23 protein-coding genes are annotated in these 21,716 nt (G+C 68.9%); 20 read left to right on the forward strand and 3 right to left on the reverse strand.

Annotated elements, in window-relative coordinates; all coding sequences use genetic code 11:
- Window positions 1-74 precede the first annotated feature (74 nt).
- Together BM041_RS28265 and BM041_RS28270 are read right to left on the reverse strand one after the other, a co-directional pair.
- Window positions 75-1,427 carry a recombinase family protein gene (locus BM041_RS28265; RefSeq protein WP_175534227.1) on the reverse strand — a complete coding sequence of 451 codons (1,353 nt, stop codon included), beginning with the start codon at window positions 1,425-1,427 and terminating at the stop codon, window positions 75-77.
- The gene (locus BM041_RS28270; RefSeq protein WP_092963275.1) at window positions 1,424-1,921 is read right to left on the reverse strand and encodes a DUF2924 domain-containing protein; all 498 of its coding nucleotides are present in this window, start codon (window positions 1,919-1,921) and stop codon (window positions 1,424-1,426) included. Before BM041_RS28270 ends, BM041_RS28265 begins: the two co-directional genes overlap by 4 nt.
- A 342-nt stretch (window positions 1,922-2,263) precedes the next feature.
- Here BM041_RS28270 and BM041_RS28275 point away from each other — a divergent pair, with 342 nt between their 5' ends.
- The 16 genes from BM041_RS28275 (at window position 2,264) to BM041_RS28350 (ending at window position 17,424) form a co-directional block, all read left to right on the forward strand.
- Entirely contained in the window at window positions 2,264-3,472 is a 1,209-nt protein-coding gene (locus BM041_RS28275; protein WP_175534228.1) for a hypothetical protein, read from the forward strand.
- On the forward strand, window positions 3,435-4,409 hold the full coding sequence (locus tag BM041_RS28280; RefSeq protein ID WP_092963277.1) for a winged helix-turn-helix domain-containing protein: 975 nt from the start codon (window positions 3,435-3,437) through the stop codon (window positions 4,407-4,409). Before BM041_RS28275 ends, BM041_RS28280 begins: the two co-directional genes overlap by 38 nt.
- A 91-nt stretch (window positions 4,410-4,500) precedes the next feature.
- Window positions 4,501-5,073, forward strand: a complete 573-nt coding sequence (locus tag BM041_RS28285) for a sigma factor (RefSeq protein ID WP_092963278.1) — start codon at window positions 4,501-4,503, stop codon at window positions 5,071-5,073.
- Between the two features lie 33 nt (window positions 5,074-5,106).
- Window positions 5,107-5,448, forward strand: a complete 342-nt coding sequence (locus BM041_RS28290; RefSeq protein WP_139226221.1) for a hypothetical protein — start codon at window positions 5,107-5,109, stop codon at window positions 5,446-5,448.
- The gene (locus BM041_RS28295) at window positions 5,448-5,990 is read left to right on the forward strand and encodes a hypothetical protein (RefSeq protein WP_092963280.1); all 543 of its coding nucleotides are present in this window, start codon (window positions 5,448-5,450) and stop codon (window positions 5,988-5,990) included. The genes BM041_RS28290 and BM041_RS28295 overlap by 1 nt, the downstream gene beginning before the upstream one ends.
- Entirely contained in the window at window positions 5,990-6,865 is an 876-nt protein-coding gene (locus BM041_RS28300) for an ATP-binding protein (RefSeq protein WP_092963281.1), read from the forward strand. Before BM041_RS28295 ends, BM041_RS28300 begins: the two co-directional genes overlap by 1 nt.
- Before the next feature lie 16 nt (window positions 6,866-6,881).
- Window positions 6,882-7,514, forward strand: coding sequence for a hypothetical protein (locus BM041_RS28305; RefSeq protein WP_092963282.1), 633 nt, complete (start codon window positions 6,882-6,884; stop codon window positions 7,512-7,514).
- 17 nt (window positions 7,515-7,531) lie between these two features.
- Window positions 7,532-9,208 (forward strand): DEAD/DEAH box helicase, encoded by a 1,677-nt coding sequence (locus BM041_RS28310; protein ID WP_092963283.1) that lies wholly within the window; start codon window positions 7,532-7,534, stop codon window positions 9,206-9,208.
- A 165-nt stretch (window positions 9,209-9,373) separates the two neighbouring features.
- Window positions 9,374-9,583, forward strand: a complete 210-nt coding sequence (locus tag BM041_RS31650) for a DUF6511 domain-containing protein (RefSeq protein ID WP_092963284.1) — start codon at window positions 9,374-9,376, stop codon at window positions 9,581-9,583.
- A complete protein-coding gene (locus BM041_RS28320; RefSeq protein ID WP_092963285.1) occupies window positions 9,583-10,350 on the forward strand; it encodes a hypothetical protein in 768 nt (255 codons plus the stop codon). The genes BM041_RS31650 and BM041_RS28320 overlap by 1 nt, the downstream gene beginning before the upstream one ends.
- Window positions 10,347-12,752 carry an AAA family ATPase gene (locus BM041_RS28325; protein ID WP_092963300.1) on the forward strand — a complete coding sequence of 802 codons (2,406 nt, stop codon included), beginning with the start codon at window positions 10,347-10,349 and terminating at the stop codon, window positions 12,750-12,752. The genes BM041_RS28320 and BM041_RS28325 overlap by 4 nt, the downstream gene beginning before the upstream one ends.
- A gap of 308 nt (window positions 12,753-13,060) precedes the next feature.
- The gene (locus tag BM041_RS28330) at window positions 13,061-13,609 is read left to right on the forward strand and encodes a crossover junction endodeoxyribonuclease RuvC (RefSeq protein ID WP_092963286.1); all 549 of its coding nucleotides are present in this window, start codon (window positions 13,061-13,063) and stop codon (window positions 13,607-13,609) included.
- The gene (locus BM041_RS28335; protein WP_092963287.1) at window positions 13,606-13,836 is read left to right on the forward strand and encodes a hypothetical protein; all 231 of its coding nucleotides are present in this window, start codon (window positions 13,606-13,608) and stop codon (window positions 13,834-13,836) included. Before BM041_RS28330 ends, BM041_RS28335 begins: the two co-directional genes overlap by 4 nt.
- Window positions 13,826-14,380, forward strand: coding sequence for a hypothetical protein (locus tag BM041_RS28340; RefSeq protein ID WP_092963288.1), 555 nt, complete (start codon window positions 13,826-13,828; stop codon window positions 14,378-14,380). The genes BM041_RS28335 and BM041_RS28340 overlap by 11 nt, the downstream gene beginning before the upstream one ends.
- Window positions 14,381-14,720: 340 nt before the next feature.
- The gene (locus BM041_RS28345) at window positions 14,721-16,190 is read left to right on the forward strand and encodes a site-specific DNA-methyltransferase (protein WP_092963289.1); all 1,470 of its coding nucleotides are present in this window, start codon (window positions 14,721-14,723) and stop codon (window positions 16,188-16,190) included.
- Window positions 16,180-17,424 (forward strand): site-specific DNA-methyltransferase, encoded by a 1,245-nt coding sequence (locus BM041_RS28350; RefSeq protein ID WP_092963290.1) that lies wholly within the window; start codon window positions 16,180-16,182, stop codon window positions 17,422-17,424. The genes BM041_RS28345 and BM041_RS28350 overlap by 11 nt, the downstream gene beginning before the upstream one ends.
- 4 nt (window positions 17,425-17,428) lie before the next feature.
- Here the strand turns inward: BM041_RS28350 and BM041_RS28355 are convergent, their stop codons facing one another.
- The gene (locus tag BM041_RS28355) at window positions 17,429-17,791 is read right to left on the reverse strand and encodes a thiol-disulfide oxidoreductase DCC family protein (RefSeq protein ID WP_092963291.1); all 363 of its coding nucleotides are present in this window, start codon (window positions 17,789-17,791) and stop codon (window positions 17,429-17,431) included.
- Window positions 17,792-17,981: 190 nt separating this feature from the next.
- On the opposite strand from BM041_RS28355, the gene BM041_RS28360 reads away from it, so the two are divergent.
- The 4 genes from BM041_RS28360 to BM041_RS28375 all read left to right on the forward strand — a co-directional run bounded on the left by BM041_RS28360 (window position 17,982) and on the right by BM041_RS28375 (window position 21,716).
- A complete protein-coding gene (locus BM041_RS28360) occupies window positions 17,982-18,218 on the forward strand; it encodes a hypothetical protein (RefSeq protein WP_092963301.1) in 237 nt (78 codons plus the stop codon).
- A gap of 95 nt (window positions 18,219-18,313) precedes the next feature.
- A complete protein-coding gene (locus BM041_RS31655; protein WP_245762304.1) occupies window positions 18,314-19,171 on the forward strand; it encodes a DUF3489 domain-containing protein in 858 nt (285 codons plus the stop codon).
- Between the two features lie 90 nt (window positions 19,172-19,261).
- The gene (locus BM041_RS28370; protein WP_092963303.1) at window positions 19,262-19,777 is read left to right on the forward strand and encodes a MerR family transcriptional regulator; all 516 of its coding nucleotides are present in this window, start codon (window positions 19,262-19,264) and stop codon (window positions 19,775-19,777) included.
- A gap of 25 nt (window positions 19,778-19,802) precedes the next feature.
- The gene (locus BM041_RS28375; protein ID WP_092963292.1) at window positions 19,803-21,716 is read left to right on the forward strand and encodes a phage terminase large subunit family protein; all 1,914 of its coding nucleotides are present in this window, start codon (window positions 19,803-19,805) and stop codon (window positions 21,714-21,716) included.

Consider the following 21,716-nt stretch of genomic DNA (forward strand, 5'->3'; position numbering starts at 1 on the left):
CGTCACGACCGTCTTCCGCCCCGGCCGGTGCCGAATGGCCAGCGGCACGCGGACCGTGATGCTGGTGGCTGCCGTCATGCCGCCGCCCTCAGCGCGCTGGGCGCAATAGCGGTGAGGTCACGGACGAGGCCGCCGAGCCCATCCAGCCGCAGCCGAATGTCGGCACCGGCCGGGCCGACCACCACCCGCTCGACCAGCGACTGCACAATCCGCGCCTGCTCCGCGGGGAAGAGATGCTCCCACAGCGGATCGAGGCGGTGCAGCGCATCCTGCGTCTCGCCCTCGGTCAGGTCCGGCGCCTCCCTGCGCGCCGCCCGCCAGGTGCCGACCGCGATCTCCGGCTGCCGCAGCAACGCGCGCACCTGATCCACCACCGCCCCCTCGATCTCCGCCGCCGACACCCGGCGCACGATGCTCGCGTCGCCGGCGGCGTCGCCCTTCAGCACGCGCTGCGCCACGTAGTATCGGTAGAGCCGGCCATTCTTCCGGGCGTGCGTCGGCGAAAGCGCCCGCCCGTCCACCCCAAAAATCAACCCCTTCAGCAGCGCCGGCGTCTGCGCCCGATTCTGGTTGGCTCGGACCCGTGGGCTGACCTGCAGCACGGCATGCGCCCGATCCCACAGCTCCCGCGGCACGATCCCCTGGTGCTCGCCGGGATAGACCTGCCCCTTGTGCGCGGCCTCGCCGACATAGGTCCGGTTGTTCAGCAGCTTGTAGACGTCGCCCTTGTCCAGCGGGCGGCCCGCTTTGCTGGTGGCGCCCTCCGCCCGAAGGCGGGCCACCGTCTCGATGCCCGATCCCGTCTCGGCGAAGATCTCGAACACGCGGCGCACCCGCGGCGCCTCATCCTCATTCACGATCAGCTTGCGCGCCACCACGTCGTAGCCGAGCGGCACCTTGCCCCCCATCCACATGCCGCGGGCGCGGGAGGCCGCAAATTTGTCGCGGATTCTCTCGCCAATGACCTCTCTTTCGAATTGGGCAAAGCTGAGCAGGATGTTCAGCGTCAGCCGGCCCATGCTGGTGGTCGTATTGAAGCTCTGCGTGACGGACACGAAAGTGACGCCGTGCGCATCCATCACCTCCACCAACTTAGCGAAATCCATCAGCGAGCGAGACAGGCGGTCGATCTTATAGACCACGATCACGTCGACCAGGTCGGCCTGAATGTCGCGCAGAAGGCGCTGTAGCGACGGCCGCTCCAGCGTGCCGCCGGAGAACCCGCCATCGTCGTAGCGGTCGCGGACCAGCACCCAGCCTTCGGCTCGCTGGCTGGCGATGTAGGCCTCACAAGCGTCGCGCTGCGCGTCGAGTGTGTTGAACTCCTTTTCCAACCCTTCGTCGGTAGACTTACGCGTATAGACGGCGCAGCGGAGCTTCTTGGTCGTCGCCGGCATGGCCGGCTCGATGCGGGCGCGACGGGTCATGCATCACCCCGCGCGCGCAGCCCGAAGAACGTCCAGCCATTCCACCGCGTCCCGGTGATGTGCCGCGCGATGGCCGACAGCGACTGATACGGCCGCCCCTCGAATTCGAAGTCGTTGATACGCACGGTGACCATGTGCTGCACGCCCTGCCATTCCCGGATGAGGCGTGTGCCGGCCAGCGGGCGGCTGTCGGCGCGGATTCGGCGCAGGACGACGTTGCCGCCATCCAGTTGCTCGCCCAGCGCCACCAGCCGGTCGACGGTCTCGGGCTTCAGCCCGCCATAGGCCAATTCCTGGATGCGATAGGCCAGTCGGCTCTGGATGTAGGCGCGGTTCCAGGGCGGCGGCTCCTTGCCGAACAGCTCCCGCCATTGCTGCTTGAGCGTGGCGGTCGGCGCCGCCTGCAGCGCGGCGAGCCGGCTCAGCACCTGCGTCGGTGGGATCTTCGGGATGGTGGGCGCCGGCGCGGGCGCGGTGGTGGATCGTCTGGTCATGCGAGTCCCTTTCTGTTGGGGTTCGCATGCAGGCGCTGGTGGGCGGTGGAGTGTAGGCGAACCTCTCCCGCCCCCCGAGCTATCTCGGCACTCCGCGCATCGTCCTCGGCATCGCGGCTGCGCAGCCGCACCAGACCGACGGCCAGGATCGAGCAGACCTCCCGAAGGTGCGGCGGAAGCTGCGGGTTCATCGGGCCGGATGCGGGAAGGCTCATCCCAGGCCATTACTCGGCAAGGCCAGAATCCGTATCACGTGACCGTTGCGCCGCGCTCACAACCTCCGATAGAAAGATTACGAATCATCAATCGGAGCCTCGCTTGGCCAAAAACGTCCGAAACTTCGTGAACCGCCTGTTCATGCAGACGGTCGACCTTGGCCTCCTTCAAGAACTCCTGGCGCCACATGAGCCAGACATGGCCTTTAAATGGCTTGAGCTTCCTGAAGACGAATCTGCCCAGCGGGATGCCCTCTTTCACCTATTCCGGGAGCGCGGTGACGAGTTCCCCGATGTATTGTTGGATGCGCTTCACTCAATACTGACTCTTTCGACACCGAATGGAGCGCGGGCGCTTCAGGAGATCGCCGACGAACGCGGCGTGCGGCTGGCCGAGGAGGCCGAACCGGCACCCGCCGACGATCGGAAACGCCTGACCGCGCGCCATCTCGCGCTGATCGCCTACCTGCACCACCGCGACATCTTTCAGCGAGCGGTCCATCGGCACGCGTTTTTCGCATCATCCCCCCTCAGGCTGATCGGAGCCAGGAAAGGAGTGGTGCCGCGGCACGAGGACGAGTCGGCACGGGAAGCCTTCAAAGCCGCCTGCCGGGAATACTTCGCGCGGCGCTACCAGGGGCGAATCTGCGACGTCTACTGGTACCCAGAGTCCACGCACATCAATCTGCTGGTTGAGCACGGCATGAACGCCGTGATCCTTCCCGTGGAGGAGGGCGGCCGGCAGACGACGCGTCCTGTGCGCGAGATCACAGCAGACGCCATTTGCTTCGAGCCAGAGACAGGGCTGATTAAGGTGGCGGCGCGCGCCAAGGTCGAGCGCCTGAAGCTGGTGCACCTATTCGCCGAACATCTCCTCGACGATCCCGACTTTTTCTCTGGCCCGAAGAGCGATCAACTTTACCATCTGGCGCCCATCGAAAAGAAGGGCACCACCTGGAAGTTCGAGAACGACTGGGACGACGATCTGAAAAGCGTCAAGGTCGTCGAGATCGAGATCGATGAGGGGCAAGCAGGCAAAGGCGGCCGCGGAGGTTCCCCGTGGAGCCTCCGCATGACCGACACCCTGAATTCCGTGTCCCGGGTTGAGCGCGTGTGTCCAGACATCGATCTCTCGACCTTGAGGGTATCGGGGCTGAAGATGCGGCTGCGCTTCGAAATCGACGGGGAGCGACGCGACGTCACGGTCGCGATCAAGGTGCCCAACACAGTCTCCTTTCGCGACCATCTGCTCGAGGCCCGGATTTTCGAGCACCTTCGGCTCAACGGATTTCTGATGGATGACGACCCTGCTCGCCTCGCTGCTGCAGCAGATTGATCTGCATCCCATCCGCGCGCTGCCCGCCGCAGCCTGCGTAGGGTGGGAGCCGCTTCGAGATCACCTCCGCCAAGTGGGCATCCTGGCCTGGCGTCCACCGCTGGACGAGGCGGACGCAGCGGATGTCGAGTTTGTCGATGGCGAGCCCTACCTCACCGTCGTCCAAGATGATCTGCATGCGCGTTCGCTCGACATCGACTTTCGCGCGACGGCGGTCGCAATCCGCCGGGACAGCGGGATCACGGGTCCGCCTTTGGAACTGCTGGACGCACGGGTTGTGCGCATCGGTGCCGTCCCGGCCAAACCGTACCCGTGCGGCGTCTACCTGGTACGACTCCTGTCCGACCGGAATGCGCTGGACACCTTGTCGGCCATCAAGGCACGCCATGGTGCGGGTCGCGTGATCATCATGACACCGACATTGCGCTTCCTCAGTCCCGAGACGCTTCGTTTGATTCAGCCACTCGGCGTCACCATCAGCCCCGTCGCCGAGCGCATAGCTGGCGCCCTGCCCGCACCTTTCCGAATGCTGCTCGACGATCTTGTCAGCGGACAGGATGCGGCTCCGCGCGAGGATGCTCTGCAGATCGACGAGATTCGCTCGGTTGCGGCCTTTCGGGGCAGCGAGCTTTCGCTGACCCCCCGTGAATTCCACGCCCTGCGAGAACTCGCCGGTGCGGCTGCCGACCGCGATCCCATCGTTTCGAGGGGTGCGATCCTGGATGTTCTCGCCAGATACTCGACCCATGGCGAGGAGCCGAGAGACGAGCAGGTGACACTGGTCATCTCGGCCATCAAGAAGGTCATTGCGGCAGCAGCGTCACCGGAAGAGAAAGCCTCGGACGCGCTCATCCGGACCGTTCGCGGTGTAGGGTACGAGCTTCGGCTGCCAGCTGACCGCATCTGGTTTCGACGCTCGGACGCACGAGCAGAGTAGCTTCCACATAGGTTCGGATAGCTTCCACACAGGTTGAATCCCCCCCGCGAACGGCACGGTCCGCCCATCAACTCGATGGAAAGGACCACCGATGGCTTCCCGCCCCAATCTCCCCGACCTCGCTCCGGCCCACCATCTCGCCGGCGTTGCAGCCTCGGCCCTGTGCCGCAGCCTCGGCCTGCCGCCTGAGGATCGCGAAGACTTCCGCCAGGATCTTCTTGTCGATCTTCTGACCCGTCTTCCTGCCTACGACCCCGCGAAGGGCGAGTTCGGCGCCTTCGCTCGGGTCTGCATCCGGAATGCTGCCGCACTGATCGCCGGCAAAGCCCGTCGCCAGCGCGCTGCCCGCCATCCGCGCTCCCTCGACGATGCCGTTCCCAACACCGAAGGCCTGACGCTGGGCGACACCATCGCGGAGGCGGATGGATACGGCGCGTGGTGCGGCCAGTCCACCGACGCCATCGGCGCGCTGGAACGCCGCCTCGACCTGGAGCGCGCGGCCGGCGCAATCGCCCCCGAGGACTACCCGCTCTGCGCAGCGCTCAGCGAGCACACGCCGCACGAGTTCGGCGAGCAGAAGACGATGCCGCGCATGCGCATCTATCGCCGCATCCGGGAAATCCGCCTGCGGCTGCTCGCCGCCGGCATCCCCTCCGCCGCCTGATACGGATTTGGAGGTGGATGAGTAATGGCTATCATGGACACCAGCATCACCGACATCCGCGCAGTGGTGGCGCCTCTCACCGAGGCTTCCCTCTGCACCTGGCTCGGCGCCGCGGCTCCCGGCGACAGCATCACCTACCACCGCGGCGCGCTCGCCCGGCAGGTCTGCCCGCAGTTGCAGTGCCTGCCCGAGCCGGAGCGCACCGCGCTGCAGCGCCTGGCGGCCCGCGCCTGGAAGCTGGCCGAGCTCGGCCTTGCCGACATCGTGCAGCGCCGCCACGGCTACGAGGACTACGACTACATCCTCGTCGCCCGCCGTCGCCCGCGCCGCGCCTCCTCCGCCATCCTGCCGATGCAGCTCGCGGAGGCCGCGTGATGGACGCGCTCCGCACCAACCGCCCGACCCTCGAAGCGCTGCGCCACATGCCGGTGAGCGACGTCATCGCGCTCCCCGCCGAGCATCTGGCGCTGCTGCAGACCGATGCGCGCGAGGCGCTGGAAGCCGCCAAGCGCATGCAGGACTGGATCGAGGCGGCGATCGCGCTCCGCTACGAGCAGCGCGCCATCGGCGCCCGTGCCGCTGCCGGCAAGGACACCGGCACGGTCCGCTTCCAGGACGGCGCCGTGGAGATCGCGGTCGATCTGCCGAAGAAGGTGGAATGGGATCAGACGCGGCTCGCCGCGCTGTCCGAGCAGATCCGCGCTGGCGGCGAGGATCCCGGCCAGTACGTCGAGGTCAGCTTCAAGGTATCCGAGCGGGCCTACACCGCCTGGCCCGATCGCATCCGCCAGGCATTCGAGCCGGCCCGCACAGTCCGCACCGGCCGCGCCACCTACCGCCTCGCCATCATGTCCGAGACGGCGCTGCGCGACAGCCCGCATGGCGCCGGCGTCATTCCGCTGCGGGGAGGCCGCTGATGGCACTGCGCATCATCACCGCCGACGAGCGGCAGGCTGAGGCGCGCGGCATCAAGGCCGTGATCTTCGGCAAGAGCGGCATCGGCAAAACCTACCTCCTCCTGACGCTCGATGAGGGCAGCACGCTCTTCATCGATCTGGAGGCGGGCGATCTCGCCGTGCAGCACTGGCGTGGCGCATCCATCCGTCCGCGCACCTGGGAGGAATGCCGCGACCTCGCGCTGTTCCTGGCCGGCCCCAACCCCGCGCTGCGCGACGACCAGCCCTATTCCGCCGCGCAGTATGCGCGCGTCCTGCAGGTCTATGGCGATCCGGCGCGCATGGACGGATTCGCCACGATCTTCGTGGACAGCATCACAGTCGCCGGTCGGCTCTGCTTCCAGTGGTGCCGCGGCCAGCCGGAGGCGCATTCGGAGAAGACCGGCAAGCCCGACATCCGCGGCGCCTATGGGCTGCATGGCCGCGAGATGATCGCCTGGCTCACGCACCTGCAGCATGCGCGCGGCCGCAACGTGATCTTCGTCGGAATCCTCGACGAGAAGCTGGACGACTTCAATCGCCGCGTCTTCGTGCCACAGATCGACGGCAGCAAGACCGGCCTCGAGCTGCCCGGCATCGTCGATCAGGTCATGACGCTGGCCGAGATCAAGCCGGACGTCGCACCCGGCCAGCCTGCGGTCGCATCCTTCCGCGGCCTGGTCTGCCAGACGCTGAACCCCTGGGGCTATCCCGCGAAGGATCGCAGCGGCCGGCTCGACATGCTGGAGCCGCCGCATCTCGGGCAGCTCTTCCAGAAAATCCGCAGCCCATCGCCGCCGATCGACGCGCACGGCGCGCCGTCGATCGCGCTGCCCGCCCCCACCCCCAACACCTGATCGGAGCAGAATCACCATGGCTGCCTGGAACGACTACAACGACGCCCAGTCCAACCCGAACCTGATCCCCAAGGGGACGCTCGCGAAGGTCCGCCTCACCATCCGCCCCGGCGGCTTCGACGATCCGAGCCAGGGCTGGACCGGTGGCTACGCCACGCGCGGCAGCACCGGCGCCGTCTATCTCAATGGCGAGTTCACCGTGCTGGAGGGGCCGTACGCGAAACGGAAGATCTTCACGCTGATCGGCCTCCACAGTCCGAAGGGGCCGGAATGGGCGGGGATGGGCCGCAGTTTCCTGCGTGGAATGCTGAACTCCGCGCGCGGCATCTCCGACAAAGATGTCTCGCCCCAAGCGCAGGCAGCGCGCCGCATTGGCGGTTTCGCGGATCTCGATGGCCTTGAGTTCGTGGCGAAGATCGAGCACGGCACCGATGCCGGCGGCGAGACGAAGAACGAAATCCGCATGGCGGTGACGCCGGACCATCGGGACTACGCCCAGGTGATGGGGCGGCAGGTGGCGCCGGCGGCTTATGCGCCACCGGCCCAGGCCTATGCGCCGCCCGCCGCACCGGCCATTTACCAGGGCGCCTTCCCCGCCGCCCAACCCGCCGCTGCCGGCGCCGACCCGCGTCCCGCCTGGGCACGCTGAGGGAGGGCCGCACCAGCATGATGCTCCGCCCCCGCCAGAAACTCTTCGTCGAGCGCAGCCTTCGTGCGCTCGGTCAGCACGGCAACACGCTCGGCGTCGCCCCGACCGGCGCCGGCAAGACCATCATGCTGTCGGCGGCGGTGGGCGAGCATATCGGCAGCAGCGCCGCCAAGGCCGCGGTCCTCGCGCATCGGGATGAGCTGACGGCGCAGAACCTGGCGAAGTTCCGCCGCGTGAATCCCGGTATCTCCACCTCGGTTGTGGATGCCGGCCAGAAATCCTGGGGCGGCCAGGTCACCTTCGCCATGGTGCCGACGCTGACGCGCCCGGCGAACCTGGAGGCGATGCCGGCCCTGGACCTGCTGGTGATCGACGAGGCGCACCATGCCGTCGCGGACAGCTATCGCCGCATCATCGATCGCGCCCTCGACCGCAACCCCGACTGCCGGATCTATGGTGTCACCGCCACGCCGAACCGCGGCGACAAGGTCGGGCTGCGGCAGGTCTTCTCGAACGTCGCCGACCAGATCCGGCTTGGCGAGCTGATCGCCTCCGGCCACCTGGTGCCGCCGCGCACCTTCATCATTGATGTCGGCGTGCAGGATGAGCTCCGGGCCGTGAGGCGCAGCGGCGACGACTTCGATATGGGCGAAGTTGCCCGCGTGATGGACACGGTGCCGGTCACCGACGCCGTGGTGAAGCATTGGCAGGAGAAGGCCGGCGGCCGCCAAACCGTGGCGTTCTGCTCGACGGTCGCACACGCCGAGCACGTCGCCGCCGCCTTCAACTCTGCCGGCGTCCCCACCGTCATGGTCACCGGCGACATGCCGGATGGGGAGCGGCGGTCGGTCCTGGCCGCCTACGCCCGGGCCGAGGCGCGCATCGTCGTGAATGTCGCGGTGCTGACCGAGGGGTGGGACCATCCCCCCACCTCCTGCGTCGTGCTGCTGCGACCCAGTTCCTTCAAGTGCACGATGATCCAGATGGTCGGCCGCGGGCTGCGCACCGTGAATCCCACCGAGCATCCCGGCATCGTCAAGCGCGACTGCATCGTGCTGGACTTCGGTACCTCCTCGCAGATCCATGGCTGCCTGGAGCAGGATGTCGATCTCGACAGCGAACCCGGCGAGGGTGAACCGCCCACCAAGACCTGCCCCTCCTGCGAGGCCGAAGTGCCGATCGCAGTGATGGAGTGCCCCATCTGCGGCCACGCCTTCGAACCCCGCGAGCGCGAGACGGCGCCGCTCACTGACTTCATCATGACGGAGATCGATCTCCTCCGGCGCTCTGCCTTCCAGTGGTGCGACCTGTTCGGCGATGACGCCGCCCTGCTGGCCAATGGGTTCAACGGCTGGGCGGGCATCTTCTTCCTGAACGGCGCCTGGCACGCGGTCGGCGGCGCCAAGGAGGAGCGGCCCCGCCTGCTGTCCATCGGGGAGCGGCTGGTGGCGCTCGCCGCGGCGGACGATTGGCTGAACGCCTACGAGACGGACGAGAGCGCCCACAAGAGCCGGCGCTGGCTGCGCGAGCCGCCGACCGAGCGCCAACTGGTCCACCTGCCGCCGGCAGTCCGGGCCGATCTCGGCATGACCCGGTACCAGGCGTCGGCGCTGCTGACCTTCAAGTTCAACCGCCAGGCCATCCAGCATCTCGTGCGCAGCGCCCAGCCCGCGGCGCTGGGGCAGGCCGCATGATCTATGGCCCGCTCCCCAGAACCGCCCTGCGCCGTCTGTTCCCGCCCGGCGCGTGGCTTTGGCTGGTTCGACCCGGCGCCGCGGAAGAAGCCGCGGCCCTCGGTCTGCTTCTGCTGCATCGCCTGCCAGGGCTTCTGGTCGCACTTGGCGGGGAGGTCGTCCGCCATGGTTGACCTCACAGAGCAGGAGAAGACCGCGATGCGCGCCGCCATGCGCCGTGTCGCGGAGACGATGGCCGAGATCGGCTGGGGCACCCGCTTCCAGGAGCTCAGCGAGGCGCAGGTGCTGACGCTGATCGAGGTCGCCGTCGGCGGCTTCCAGGAGGCGATGCAGGCGATCGCCCGGCAGGACGCGGCTGCGGAGGTGCCCTTCTGATGCTCGACTTCAACAGCCGCAGCCAGACCTCCGCGCACGTGAACACCGCGATCGACGCCGCGCTGGTCGCCTCCAATCAGGCGACGCTGCCGCGCAGCTACCTGGGTGGGTCGCGCCTCGGCCATGCCTGCGAGCGGGCGCTGCAATTCGAGTTCGTGAAGGCCCCAAAGGATGAGGGCGCCGACTTCGACGGACGGCTGCTGCGCATCTTCGGGATCGGCCACGCGCTGGAGAACGTGGCCGTCGCTTGGCTGCGCGCCGCCGGCTTCGATCTCTACACCCGCCGCGGTGGTGGCGAGCACGGCGAGCAGTTCGGCTTCTCGGTCGCCGGTGGTCGCATCCGCGGCCATGTCGATGGCGTCTTCGCTGGCGGCCCGATCATCCCCGGCATGGCGTTCCCGGCGCTGTGGGAATGCAAGACCATGAACGCCAAGGCCTGGCGCGAGACGTCCAGCAAGGGCGTCGGCGTGGCCAAGCCGATCTATGCGGCGCAGATTGCGGTCTACCAGGCATACATGGACGCCAGCGTCCCGGGCGTGGCCGACAATCCGGCGCTGTTCACCGCGATCAACAAGGACACGGCGGAGCTGCATCATGAGCTGGTGCCGTTCAACGCGGAACTGGCGCAGCGCATGTCCGATCGGGCGGTGCGCATCCTGGCCGCGACGGATGCCGGCGAATTGCTGCCTCGGATTGCAGCCCAGGCCGACCATTTCGAGTGTCGCTTCTGCCCCTGGGCCAAGCGCTGCTGGGCGCTGCCTGCATGACAGCATGGGGCGACTTCAACGATGCCGCGCCGCTGCCGGATGACTGCGTGAGCGAACTTCCCGCCAGTGGGCAGGTCGCCCTCGATCGACTTCCCGGTGCTGGGCAGCCGATGCCGGCGGCCGTTGGATCCATGGCGCCGGACATCGAGCAGATCGCCGCCTTCCTCGACGTGGTGTTCGGCTATTGCGACGGGCTGATCCCGGTCCGCGGCTTCGTCGACCAGGGCCAGGGCCTCGACACCAAGCCGCACAACATCTGGGTGCCGGCCGATCGGCACGCCGCCGCGTCCCTCAGCGCTTACGCCACCTGGGCAGCGCGCGAGGGCAGCGCCGTCTATGTCATCCCCGGCACTGTCGCCGAGCAGGGTCAGGCCCGCGCCGAACATGTGCTGCAGATGCAGACTGTGTTGGTCGATCTCGACGCCGGCGACATCGCCGCCAAGCTGGCGCATCTGGTCCACCACCTGGGCGCGCCCACCCTCCTGGTCGAAAGCGGCGGCCGCACCGCCGAGGGCGCCGCCAAGCTGCACGCCTGGTGGCGGCTCACCGAGCCGGCCGAGGGCGAGGATCTGGCGCGGGTCTGCGCGCTGCGCGGCGAGATCGCGGAGAAGGTCGGTGGCGACCTGCACTTCCGATCTGCCCATCAGCCGATCCGCGTGCCCGGCACCGTCCACCAGAAGCATGGCGTGCAGCGGCGCGTTACCATCCGGGAGCACCGCCCCAGGGTCGAGGTGGAGCTCCCCGACTTCGCCGCGGCGGTGGCGGCCATGCCGACCATGCCGGGTCTCACGGCGCCGTCCGCCTCCCCTGGCGCCACCCGCCCAGGGCTCGATGCCGTCCTCACCACGCCAGTGCGCGAGGGCAGCAAGGACGCCTGGACCCGCTTCCAGGGCGCCAGCGCGGCCATCGGTCACTTCGTCCGCATGGTCCACGAGGGCCGCGTCACCGGCGACGAGGGCTGGGAGGCGATCTGCCAATACAACGCCGCCTGCCTCCGTCCGGCATGGCCGCTGGACCGCCTCAAGGTCGAGGCCGATGCGATCTGGGCCCTACACGTCGACCGCAACGGGCCGCCCCTGCTCCGTGCCGCGGCGCCGCCGCCCGGCGCCATCCCCGCGCACACGCTCGGCGCGCTGCTGGACGACACCTCGCCCATGCCGGACGACCTGATCGGGCCGCGCCTGCTGACCCCGGGCGGGATGCTGGTCCTTGGCGGCGCGCCCAAGGTCGGCAAATCCGACTTCCTGATCAGCCTGCTGGTGCACGCCGCCGCCGGCGCACCCTTTCTGCGCTTCACGGCACCGCGCCCGCTGCGGGTGTTCTATCTGCAGGCGGAGATCCAGTACCACTACCTGCGCGAGCGGCTGCAGCAGCTCCGGCTCGACGCCGCGATCGTGGCCCGCGCCCGCGACACCCTCGTTGTCACCCCGAAGCTGCGCATGCTGCTCGACGACCAGGGCGTGCCCCTCGTGGCCGCGGCCATCCGTACCGCATTCCCCGACGCGCCGCCCGACATCATCTGCATCGACCCCATCCGCAACCTCTTCGATGGCGGACCCGCGGGCGAAGGGGAGAACGACAACGGCGCGATGATGTTCTTCCTGCAGAGCCGCGTGGAGGCGCTGCGCGACCAGGTCGCCCCCGAGGCGGGCATTATCCTCGCCCACCACACGAAGAAGCTCAGCAAGCAGCAGGTGAAGGACGATCCCTTCCTGTCGCTCTCCGGCGCCAGCGCGCTGCGCGGCTACTACACTTCGGGCGCCATCCTGTTCCGCCCCGATGAGGAGCAGACGGAGCGCGAGTTGCATGTCGAGCTCCGCAACGGCCCCGGCCTCGAGCCGATGCTGGTCGACAAAATCGCGGGCCGCTGGGTGGAATTCGATCGCCGCGGCGAGCGCCTGGTCAGGCAGGACATCGGACGCAAGCTCGATGCCGAACGGCTGCGCAAGCAGGATGTGATCCTCGGCATCCTGCTCGATGAGGCAGCTGAAGGCCGGCTCTATTCGACCATGCAACTGGCTGAGAAATTCGAGAACAAGATTGGGCTCGGCAGCAAGCACACGATCCGCGAGCGGTTGAGCGTGCTCGCCACGAAGGGCTTCGTGAAGTTCCGCCGTGACGGCACCGAATTCGGCCTTGGCGTCGTTCGGTCGCGGTTCGGGTACCTCTGCGTGGAGGGCATGACCTTCGGCCCCGAGGTCGAAACCGTGGATCCGCAGACTGGTGAGGTGACCACCAGCGCCCGCCGCGTCCTGCCCAGCCACTTCAAATGCCCCCAATCCGGCAACTGCCTGGACGTCGAAAATCCGGAGGTCTGGGTCTACCCGGAAGGCGTCTTGGACGACCTAACTCCTGAGGAGTTAGGCCTAACTCCTCACTCCTCTCCGAAAACAACGCCATGAAATCAACGGCTTGGGAGGACAGAGGAGTTAGGTCCCTAACTCCTCCCGCTTCGCACCTAACTCCTCTTTTTCCATTCCGGATCAATGGGTTGTACCCGGTGGAGGAGTTAGGTGTTGCTCCCACCCCCTACGGGGGTGTGCGTGCGCGCCTCATCGGCGCGCGCACACCACACCTCGGGCGACCGGGCTGGGCGCGTGGGCCGCCCCCGCTGGGGCCACCCCACCCGATGCCGGGCAGCGACGGCGAGCTCCGCCAAGAACCGCGCCGTCGCCGCCCTCACCAGGATCATCCCCTCTCGGAGACCACCATGGCAGTTGCGACTCTCACCATGCCCGCCGCGCATGCAAGCGGCCCGCCCATCGCCCTCTCGCCCGCGATCAGCCTGGCGCACCACGCCGTGCTCGCCCTGGATCTCGGCACCACCACCGGATGGGCCCTGCGGTCGTGTGATGGCGGCATCACCTCGGGGACCATGACCTTCAAGCCGACCAGGTTCGAAGGCGGCGGGATGCGCTTCCTGCGCTTCCGCGGCTGGCTGGCCGAGGTCGCCGCTCTGTCCGGCGGCGTGGCGCGGATCGTGTTCGAGGAAGTCCGCGCCCATGCCGGCACCGATGCGGCGCACATCTACGGCGGCTTCCTCGGCATGCTCTCCGCCTGGTGCGAGGAGCACGACGTCCCCTACGAGGGCGTTCCGGTCGGCACGATCAAGCGCTACGCCACCGGCAGGGGCAACGCCGACAAGGCGAAGATGGTCGCCGCCATCCAGGCTCGCGGCTTCGCGCCGGCCGACGACAACGAGGCGGATGCCATCGCCCTTCTGCTCTGGGCCACCGACCCCACGGGAGGCGGCGCATGAGCATGTACGGCGGACCGCTGCCGCCCCGCTCGTGCCTCGACCGCGGGACGCGTAGCCCGACCAACGACAGCGAGGTGAACGCCATGCGCGCCGCCGCCTGGCATCGGCATGGCGTGGCCGCGCTGCCTGTCGCCGAGATCACGGACGACTGGCTCCGTCAGGCCATCACCAACGAAGCCAATCGGCGCTGGGGGCGTCGCAACGGGGAGAACCACCATGGCCGGTAAGCGCAAGACCAAGGCATCGAAGGCGAAGCAGGACGACCTGGCGAAGCCCTCGAAGTGGCGGCTGCAGCATGGCGCGTTCTCGGGTCCGATCCGCGCTGCCGATCCCGAAACCGGCACGCCCGTGCAGCATCGCCGCGCCGTAGACACGCTCGGCATGATGCTGGCCAGTGGCAGCATCACGGCGCAGATGCACGAAGCGGGTGAGATTTTCCGCGGGCTGTTCCGCGCTGCCTGCTTCGACAGCATGTCGACGTCGCAGCTCCTGCGCATCCCTGGCTCGCGCGTCGACACGCTCTCCACCATGCAAATTGAGGCCCGGCGCCGTGTTGCGGCGGCGCTCGATCTGCTCGGTGGACATGAAAGCCCCTGCGGTTCCTGCGCATGGTTCGTCGTCGGCTTGGAGTTCTCGGTGCGCGAATGGTCGATGCGTCAGGGCTGGGCGGGACGGACAGTGCATGGCCCGGTCGGCCAGGGCATCCTGGTCGGCACGCTCGGCACGCTGGCCATGCACTTCGGCCTCACACCGCGGGCGAAGGCAGCGTGATGCAGCGTGGCCGGGGCGGTCTGCATCGTCCCGGTCACGCTGTTACAATTCACCCCATGGCGGCACCGAAATCGATAAGTCTAAAAGCAAGACACGTAGAGAAGGTGCGAGAGCGCCGCGGCTGAACAGCCACGCTGCGGCTCAATCGAGACAGTGGCTCTCGAGCCGCAGGGTCCTTCCTGGCCCCGCTGTATGCGGGGGGCGGAAGCGCGCAAGGTCGCTAGCGCCAGGCCATAAATCAGGGTTGCGGTTTGCAGCCTTCTCCCGCCGCTTCAACTCGTTAGCTGCAAACCGACGCCGGGCCGCTGCCCTGCAAACCACCTGCAAACCGGATGGCATCATGACGCTCCCCTGGATGGCGGCGAAGATCCTGCTGCGTCCCGTGGCGGAGCTGCGCCCGCATGCCGGCAATGCCCGCGTCCACGGCGCCGCGCAGCTAGAGCAGATCAAGGCCAGCATGCTGGCCTTCGGGTTCACCAACCCGCTGCTGGTGGACGAGGACGGCGTGCTGATCGCCGGCCATGGCCGGCTCGAGGTCGCGACGGCGATCGGCATGGCCAAGGTGCCGGTGATCGTGCTGCGGCATCTGTCCGCGGCGCAGAAGGACGCGCTACGGCTCGCGGATAATCGCATCGCGGAGAATGCGACCTGGGACCAGGCGCTGCTGCGTGACGCGCTCGCCGCGGTGCAGGCGGCGCAGGAGATCGACCTCGGCGCGCTCGGCTTCTCGGCGGATGAGCTCGCAGACATCCTCGCGGCGGCTGGAGATGCCGTGTCCGACGGCGACGCGCCCGAGGCTCTGTCCGCGGATCCCGCCGAGGGGGGCGGTGCGGCAGGCGCGGCGGATGCGGGGGAGCCGGCGGAGGATCCCGCCGACGCCGATCCGGAGCCGCCGCGCCAGGCCGTGACCCGCCCAGGCGATCTCTGGCTGCTCGGCGAGCATCGCCTGCTCTGCGGCGACAGCACCGACGCCGCCAGCGTGGCGCGCGTCATGGGCGAGGACCGCGCCGCGCTGCTGTTCACATCGCCGCCCTATGGAAACCAGCGGGACTACACCACCGGCGGCGTCACGGATTGGGATGCCCTGATGCAGGGCGTATTCCAGCACCTCGACGCGGCCATGCGGCCCGATGGCCAGGTGCTGGTGAACCTCGGGCTGATCCATCGCGACAATGAATGGCAGCCCTATTGGGCTGCCTGGCTGGACTGGATGCGCGCCCACGGCTGGCGCCGGTTCGGGCTCTACACCTGGGACCAGGGGCCTGGCCTGCCGGGCGACTGGAACGGCAGGCTGTCGCCCGCCTTCGAGCTCCTGTTCCACTTCAATCGAGAATCCCGCCGCCCCAACAAGATCATCCCCTGCCGCTGGGCGGGGCACGTCAATTCCGAGAAGGGTGGCCTCCGCGCCAAGGACGGCACCGTCGGCGAATGGCAGCATGCCGGCCAGGGCGTCCAGGAGACTCGGATCCCGGACAACGTGCTGCGCATCACACGGCACAAGGCCCGCGGCATCGAGACGGAGCACCCCGCGGTGTTCCCCGTCGCGCTGCCTGACTTCCTGATGCGCGCCTATGCCGACGACGACGACGTGGTGTTCGAGCCATTCGCTGGTGCCGGCACCACCATCATCGCCGGCCAGCGCACCGGCCGCCGCGTGCGGGCGATCGAGCTCGCGCCTGCCTATGTCGACCTAGCCGTGGTGCGGTGGCGGATGCTGCATCCCAACCTACCGGTGACGCTGGCGGACGATGGCCGCGATTACGACGCCGTTGCCGCAGCGCGGACGGAGGTCACTGCCGATGCAGCCTGACCTCGTCGTCTCCACACTGCCGGTCGCGGCGCTGGTCCCCTATGCCGAGAATGCCCGCACGCATTCGCCGTCGCAGGTGGCCCAGATCGCTGCCTCCATCGCCGAGTTCGGCTTCGTGAACCCTGTCCTGGTCGACGCCGAGGGCGTGCTCATCGCCGGCCACGGCCGGGTCATGGCGGCGAAGCAGCTGGGCCTCGCCTCCGTACCGCTGCTGCGGCTTGGCCATCTCTCCCCGGCGCAGGCGCGGGCGCTACGCTTGGCCGACAACCAGATCGCGCTGAATTCGGGCTGGGACGAGGCGCTGCTGGCCGCCGAGATCGCCCGCATTCGCGACGAGGCGGTGGTCGACCTGGACGTGCTCGGCTTCTCGGGCATGGAACTGGACCGGCTGCTGGCGGCGGCCGACGCTGGCCTCGGCGATGATGCCGACGAGGCGCCGCCGCCGCCCGTAGTGCCAGTGACGCGCGCCGGCGACCTCTGGCGCTGCGGCGAGCATCGGCTGCTCTGTGGCGACGCGACGAAGCTGGCCGACGTGCAGCGCGCGCTCGGCGCCGGGCACCTGGCCGACATGGGCTTCGTCGATCCGCCCTACAACGTGGCCTATGAGGGCGGCACCGCGGCCAAGATGACCATCGCCAATGACGCGCTCGGCGGCGGCTTTCCAGAGTTCCTCCGGCCCGCGCTGGCCAACCTGCTCTCGGCGACAAAGGGCGCCTGCTACGTCTGCATGTCCTCGTCCGAGTGGCCAACGCTGCATCGCGTCTGGCAGGAGGCAGGCGGGAAGTGGTCGAGCACGATCATCTGGGCGAAGAACACCTTCGCGCTTGGCCGTGCCGACTACCACCAGCAGTTCGAGGCGATGCTCTACGGCTGGAAGGCAGGCGCGCAGCACTACTGGTGCGGCGCACGTGACCAGGGGAATGTCTGGCACTTCGACAAGCCGGCGCGGAACGACCTGCACCCCACCATGAAGCCGGTGGCGCTGGTCGAGCGAGCGATCCGCAACAGCAGCAAGCCGCGGGACACGGTGCTGGACTGCTTCGGCGGGTCGGGCACCACGATGATCGCGGCGGAGCGCACGGGACGTCGCGCAGTGCTGCTGGAGATCGATCCCGCCTATGCCGACGTGATCGTGCGGCGGTGGCAGGAGACGACCGGCGAAGCCGCGGTTCTGGAGGGTGACGAGCGGGTCTTCGCGGACATCGCGTCGTGCCGGGCTGCCGCCTCGACGTAGGGTGTCACCGCCAGAGGCGGCGGACGCGCAGGAAGACGCGGTAGCCGATTTCCAGGACGGGAAGCACCATCGGCGATGCCGCGAGCCGCCCGGCCCATGCGAGCTTCGGGAGTTGCTGCCAGATTTCGGCGAAGGCGGCGGCACCGGACGCCAGGCTGCCGTCGGCGCGCCGGACATGCATGCGCGCCAGCGCCGCGTCGCGCGACAGACCAGGACCGAGACCAGTCGCATCGCACGCGGTGACGTCGACGAAGTCGAGCCGTTCCGCGCCTTGGACCTTGCGGTACTGACCGATCTCGCGCGAGCAGATCGGGCACGCGCCATCGTAGTAGACGGTCGTGGTGGGCGCGGCGCTGGACGTGTTCATGCCGCAGACATGGCCCCTGGGTTGCTCAGCACCAGGGCGCCTGGTCTTGGGAGCTGCGAGGATCATCCGTCGATCCAGAACTCCCAATCATAGCAACAAGATAACGCTGCATCTTGCTTGGCTCGTGCGCGCCACAGCGCGAATGGTCCGTCACACGCAGGGGATGCCCTGCACCACGACGGAGACGACCATGACCGACCGCACCGCCCGCGCCGCCCGCAACCAGGAACGCAGCCTCGAAGCCTTCCTCGCCGAGAAGGCGCGCTTCGACGCGATGGTCGCCGAGCTTCAGCAGATGAGCGCGGACCACTTCGGCGCGGATCCCGACACGGTGCTCTGGGGCGCGCATGCCAGCCTGCAGCACTGGAACAGCCTGCTGGCGCGGGTGACGGACTCCTACCTGAAGCGTGGCGAATGGGCCGAATGACGCGATCCACTCCCGCGCAGCCCCGACCGGCAGCGCCGGCGGGGCTCCCGGCAGTAGGGGCCGATGACCGGCGCCCGGAACCGGAGACCACCACGATGACCAAGCTTTCCGATACCCAGCGCGTGATCCTCAGCGCCGCCGCGCAGCACGAGATGGGACTGGCTCGCGCGCCGAAGACCCTGCCGGCCGCGGCGCGCAACGCGGTGTTCCGCAGCCTGATCAAGAACAACCTGCTGACCGAGATCAACGCGCCGCGGGAGCATGTCGGGCTGGGCTGGCGGCAGGATGACGACGGCACCTGGATTGTGGCGCGCATCACCGACGAGGGGCTGCGCGCCATCGGCATCGACCCCAACGAGGGCAACGCGGTGGCCGGCGAGCCCGACTGCTCCGGCATCGAGGGCAGCGTGCCCGACACGGCGCGCACGGCGCCGCCGGCCGCGGAGCCCGCGCCGAAGGATGCCGCCGCCGACGAAGCCGCCCAGGGCGCGCTCCTGCGGGAGGAAATTACCCTGCTCGACCAGGCCCTCGCGGCACGCGCTGCCGCGCCGCGGACCAGCCTGCGCGACGCCGCCGCGGCGGTGCTCGCCGCCTGGGACGACGAGGCCAACCGCGCCACGGACATGATCACCGCGCTCGATGCCCCGATGGAGGCGCTGCGCACCCTGCTCGCTGGCAAGCCTGCCCGCGCCCCGCGCGAGGCCGGAGCGCCGCGCAAGCGGCGGGAGGGTACGAAGCAGGAGCAGGTGCTCGCCATGCTGCGCCGGCCCGAGGGCGCCACGGTCGCGCAGATCGCCGAGGCGACGGGCTGGGCGCAGCACACAGTCCGCGGCTTCTTCGCCGGGTTGAAGAAGAAGGGCCACGCGGTCGAGGTGAAGTCGCGGGAGCGGATGGTCGGCCCCAACAAGACGGGCGCGAAGGGCTCCTTCACCATTTACCACCTGCCGGCCTGACCACGGAGCCGGACACGTCGAGGGCCCGCCGCCGGCAGGTAGCGGGCCCTTGTTCGTGATGACCATCACGTGCGGCGGGAGGTCGCCGCCATGCCGGAACTCACCGCCTCAACGCGCGAGGCCGCCCGTCGCCTCGGCGTCAGCGACACCGCCATCCACAAGGCCGAACGCGCGGGCCGCATCGCCCGCGAGCCGGACGGTCAGTGGGATATCGACAAGACCCGCCGCCGCCTGATCGAAACCGCTGATCCCGCCCGCTCGCCGCTGGCCAGTAGCGCCGGCGCGGATGGCACGCCCTTCGCCCGGCTGAAGGTCGCGCAGCTCGCCCTGAAGGTGGAGGCGCAGCGCCTCTCGCTCGACGAGACCAAGCGTCGCCTGGTTGATGTCACCGAGGCGAATGCCGCACTCGACGAGATCGGCAGCACGATGCGCGACGCGCTGCTGAACTGGCCGGCCCGCGTCGCCGGCCTGATCGCCGCCGAGATCAGCGTCGACCCACATTTGCTGCAGACCATTCTGCAGAGCCACATCAACGACCTGCTGACGGAGGCGGCCGATCGCTTCGATCCAGCAGGCCTCGGAGGGGACCGGTCTCCGCAGCCGTGAGCATGTGCGCCGGCGCGTCGGCGCCATGCTCCGCCCGCCGCCGCAGCTCACCGTCTCGGAATGGGCCGAGCGCCATCGCATGCTCGGCAGCCGCGCCTCGGCGGAGCCTGGCCCCTGGCGCACCAGTCGCACGCCATATCTGAAGGACGTGATGGACGCGCTGTCCGCGGTGCATCCCGCGCGCCGCGTGGTGTTCATGAAGGGCGCGCAGGTCGGCGCCACGGAAAGCGGCAACAACTGGCTCGGCTACATCATGCACCACGTGCCGGCACCCGCGCTGGCGGTGCAGCCGACTGTGGAACTGGCCAAGCGCTTCTCGCGCCAGCGCATCGACCCGCTGCTGGAGGAAACGCCGGCGCTGCGGGAACGGGTGGCGCCGGCCCGCGCGCGCGACAGCGGCAACACGATGCTGTCGAAGGAATTCCCCGGCGGCATCCTGGTGCTGACCGGTGCCAACAGCGCGGTCGGGCTGCGCTCGATGACGGCGCGGTTCCTGTTCCTCGACGAGGTGGACGCCTATCCCGGCGACGTCGCCGGCGTGGGTGATCCGATCGCGCTCGCCGAAGCCCGCGCCCGCACCTTCGGCTGGCGACGCAAGGCCTTCCTGGTCAGCACGCCGACCATCGCGGGCCGCAGCCGGATCGAGCGGGAGTATCTGGCCTCCGACCAGCGGCGGTTCTTCGTGCCGTGCACGGCGTGCGGCGAGATTCAGTGGCTGCGCTTCGAGCGGCTCATCTGGGAGAAAGGCGCCCCGGAGACGGCTCGGTATCACTGCAGCGCCTGCGACCATCCCATGCAGGAGCACGACAAGACCGCCATGCTTGGCGACGGCGAATGGCGCGCGACGGCGGAGGGCCAGGATCCGCGCACGATCGGCTTCCATATCTCGGCGCTCTACTCGCCGGTCGGCTGGCTCTCCTGGGAGCAGATCGCCCGGGATTGGGAGTCGGCCCAGGGCAAGCCCGAGGATATCAAGACCTTCAAGAACACGGTCCTGGGCGAGACCTGGCAGGAGCAGGGCGAGGCCCCGGATTGGGAGCGGCTCGTCGAGCGCCGCGAGGACTTCGCCATGGGCGTGGTTCCGACCGGCGCGCTGGTGCTCACGGCCGGCGTCGACGTCCAGGACGATCGCCTGGAATGCGACGTCTGGGGCTGGGCCGAGGGCTTCTCGTCCTGGCTGGTCGACCATGTCGTGATCCAGGGCAGCCCTCGGGACCGCGAGCCCTGGGACGAACTCGCCAAGCTCCTGGCGCGCGACTGGCCGCGGCACGGCGGTGGCGCGATGCGCATCGCCCGGCTCTGCGTCGACACCGGCGGTCGGGACACGGCGGCAGTCTATGGCCACCTGCGCCGGCTGCGGGATCCGCGCATCGCGCCGACCAAGGGGATCGACGGGTGGAACCGCGCCCAGCCCGTCCAGGGCCCGACGCCGGTGGATGCGCTGGTCAATGGCCAGAAGCTCCGGCGCGGCTTGAAGCTCTGGACCGTCTCGGTTTCCACATGGAAGGCCGACCTCTATCGCCGGCTCTGGCTGGGGCGCGGCGACACGGAGGAGCTGCCAGCGGGCTGGGTGCATCTGCCGCGCGCGATCGAGGTGGAATGGGTCAAGCAGCTGGTCGCCGAGCAGCTGCGCACCACGAAGGATCGCCGCGGCTTCGCCCGGCAGGAATGGGCCAAGCTGCGGGAACGGAACGAGGCGCTGGACTGCGCCGTGCTCGCCCGTGCGGCGCTCTGGCTGCTCGGCGCTGATCGCTACGGCGATCGGTTCTGGCAGCAGCTGCGGGACCAGATCGCCGATGCCCCGCTCCGGGCGAGCGAAATTCCCGCTGCCGGGAATGTCGCTGACCCATCACCGCCATCGCAGGCCGCGCCGGCACAGGCGCTCGACACCCAGCGCCTGCGGGGCTGGCTGGCGCCGCGCAGTGGCTGGCTTCGCTGA

The sequence above is a fragment of the Falsiroseomonas stagni DSM 19981 genome (assembly GCF_900114315.1).
In the GTDB taxonomy this organism is placed as follows: domain Bacteria; phylum Pseudomonadota; class Alphaproteobacteria; order Acetobacterales; family Acetobacteraceae; genus Falsiroseomonas; species Falsiroseomonas stagni.

Bases quoted from the DNA above. Each gene is read 5' to 3' on its own strand.
- BM041_RS28265 (WP_175534227.1), bottom strand. From the start codon at position 1,427: ATGACCCGTCGCGCCCGCATCGAGCCGGCCATGCCGGCGACGACCAAG.
- BM041_RS28270 (WP_092963275.1), bottom strand. From the start codon at position 1,921: ATGACCAGACGATCCACCACCGCGCCCGCGCCGGCGCCCACCATCCCG.
- BM041_RS28280 (WP_092963277.1), top strand. From the start codon at position 3,435: ATGACGACCCTGCTCGCCTCGCTGCTGCAGCAGATTGATCTGCATCCC.
- BM041_RS28285 (WP_092963278.1), top strand. From the start codon at position 4,501: ATGGCTTCCCGCCCCAATCTCCCCGACCTCGCTCCGGCCCACCATCTC.
- BM041_RS28290 (WP_139226221.1), top strand. From the start codon at position 5,107: ATGGACACCAGCATCACCGACATCCGCGCAGTGGTGGCGCCTCTCACC.
- BM041_RS28295 (WP_092963280.1), top strand. From the start codon at position 5,448: ATGGACGCGCTCCGCACCAACCGCCCGACCCTCGAAGCGCTGCGCCAC.
- BM041_RS28300 (WP_092963281.1), top strand. From the start codon at position 5,990: ATGGCACTGCGCATCATCACCGCCGACGAGCGGCAGGCTGAGGCGCGC.
- BM041_RS28305 (WP_092963282.1), top strand. From the start codon at position 6,882: ATGGCTGCCTGGAACGACTACAACGACGCCCAGTCCAACCCGAACCTG.
- BM041_RS28310 (WP_092963283.1), top strand. From the start codon at position 7,532: ATGATGCTCCGCCCCCGCCAGAAACTCTTCGTCGAGCGCAGCCTTCGT.
- BM041_RS31650 (WP_092963284.1), top strand. From the start codon at position 9,374: ATGGTTGACCTCACAGAGCAGGAGAAGACCGCGATGCGCGCCGCCATG.
- BM041_RS28320 (WP_092963285.1), top strand. From the start codon at position 9,583: ATGCTCGACTTCAACAGCCGCAGCCAGACCTCCGCGCACGTGAACACC.
- BM041_RS28325 (WP_092963300.1), top strand. From the start codon at position 10,347: ATGACAGCATGGGGCGACTTCAACGATGCCGCGCCGCTGCCGGATGAC.
- BM041_RS28330 (WP_092963286.1), top strand. From the start codon at position 13,061: ATGGCAGTTGCGACTCTCACCATGCCCGCCGCGCATGCAAGCGGCCCG.
- BM041_RS28335 (WP_092963287.1), top strand. From the start codon at position 13,606: ATGAGCATGTACGGCGGACCGCTGCCGCCCCGCTCGTGCCTCGACCGC.
- BM041_RS28340 (WP_092963288.1), top strand. From the start codon at position 13,826: ATGGCCGGTAAGCGCAAGACCAAGGCATCGAAGGCGAAGCAGGACGAC.
- BM041_RS28345 (WP_092963289.1), top strand. From the start codon at position 14,721: ATGACGCTCCCCTGGATGGCGGCGAAGATCCTGCTGCGTCCCGTGGCG.
- BM041_RS28350 (WP_092963290.1), top strand. From the start codon at position 16,180: ATGCAGCCTGACCTCGTCGTCTCCACACTGCCGGTCGCGGCGCTGGTC.
- BM041_RS28355 (WP_092963291.1), bottom strand. From the start codon at position 17,791: ATGAACACGTCCAGCGCCGCGCCCACCACGACCGTCTACTACGATGGC.
- BM041_RS28360 (WP_092963301.1), top strand. From the start codon at position 17,982: ATGACCGACCGCACCGCCCGCGCCGCCCGCAACCAGGAACGCAGCCTC.
- BM041_RS31655 (WP_245762304.1), top strand. From the start codon at position 18,314: ATGACCAAGCTTTCCGATACCCAGCGCGTGATCCTCAGCGCCGCCGCG.
- BM041_RS28370 (WP_092963303.1), top strand. From the start codon at position 19,262: ATGCCGGAACTCACCGCCTCAACGCGCGAGGCCGCCCGTCGCCTCGGC.
- BM041_RS28375 (WP_092963292.1), top strand. From the start codon at position 19,803: ATGCTCCGCCCGCCGCCGCAGCTCACCGTCTCGGAATGGGCCGAGCGC.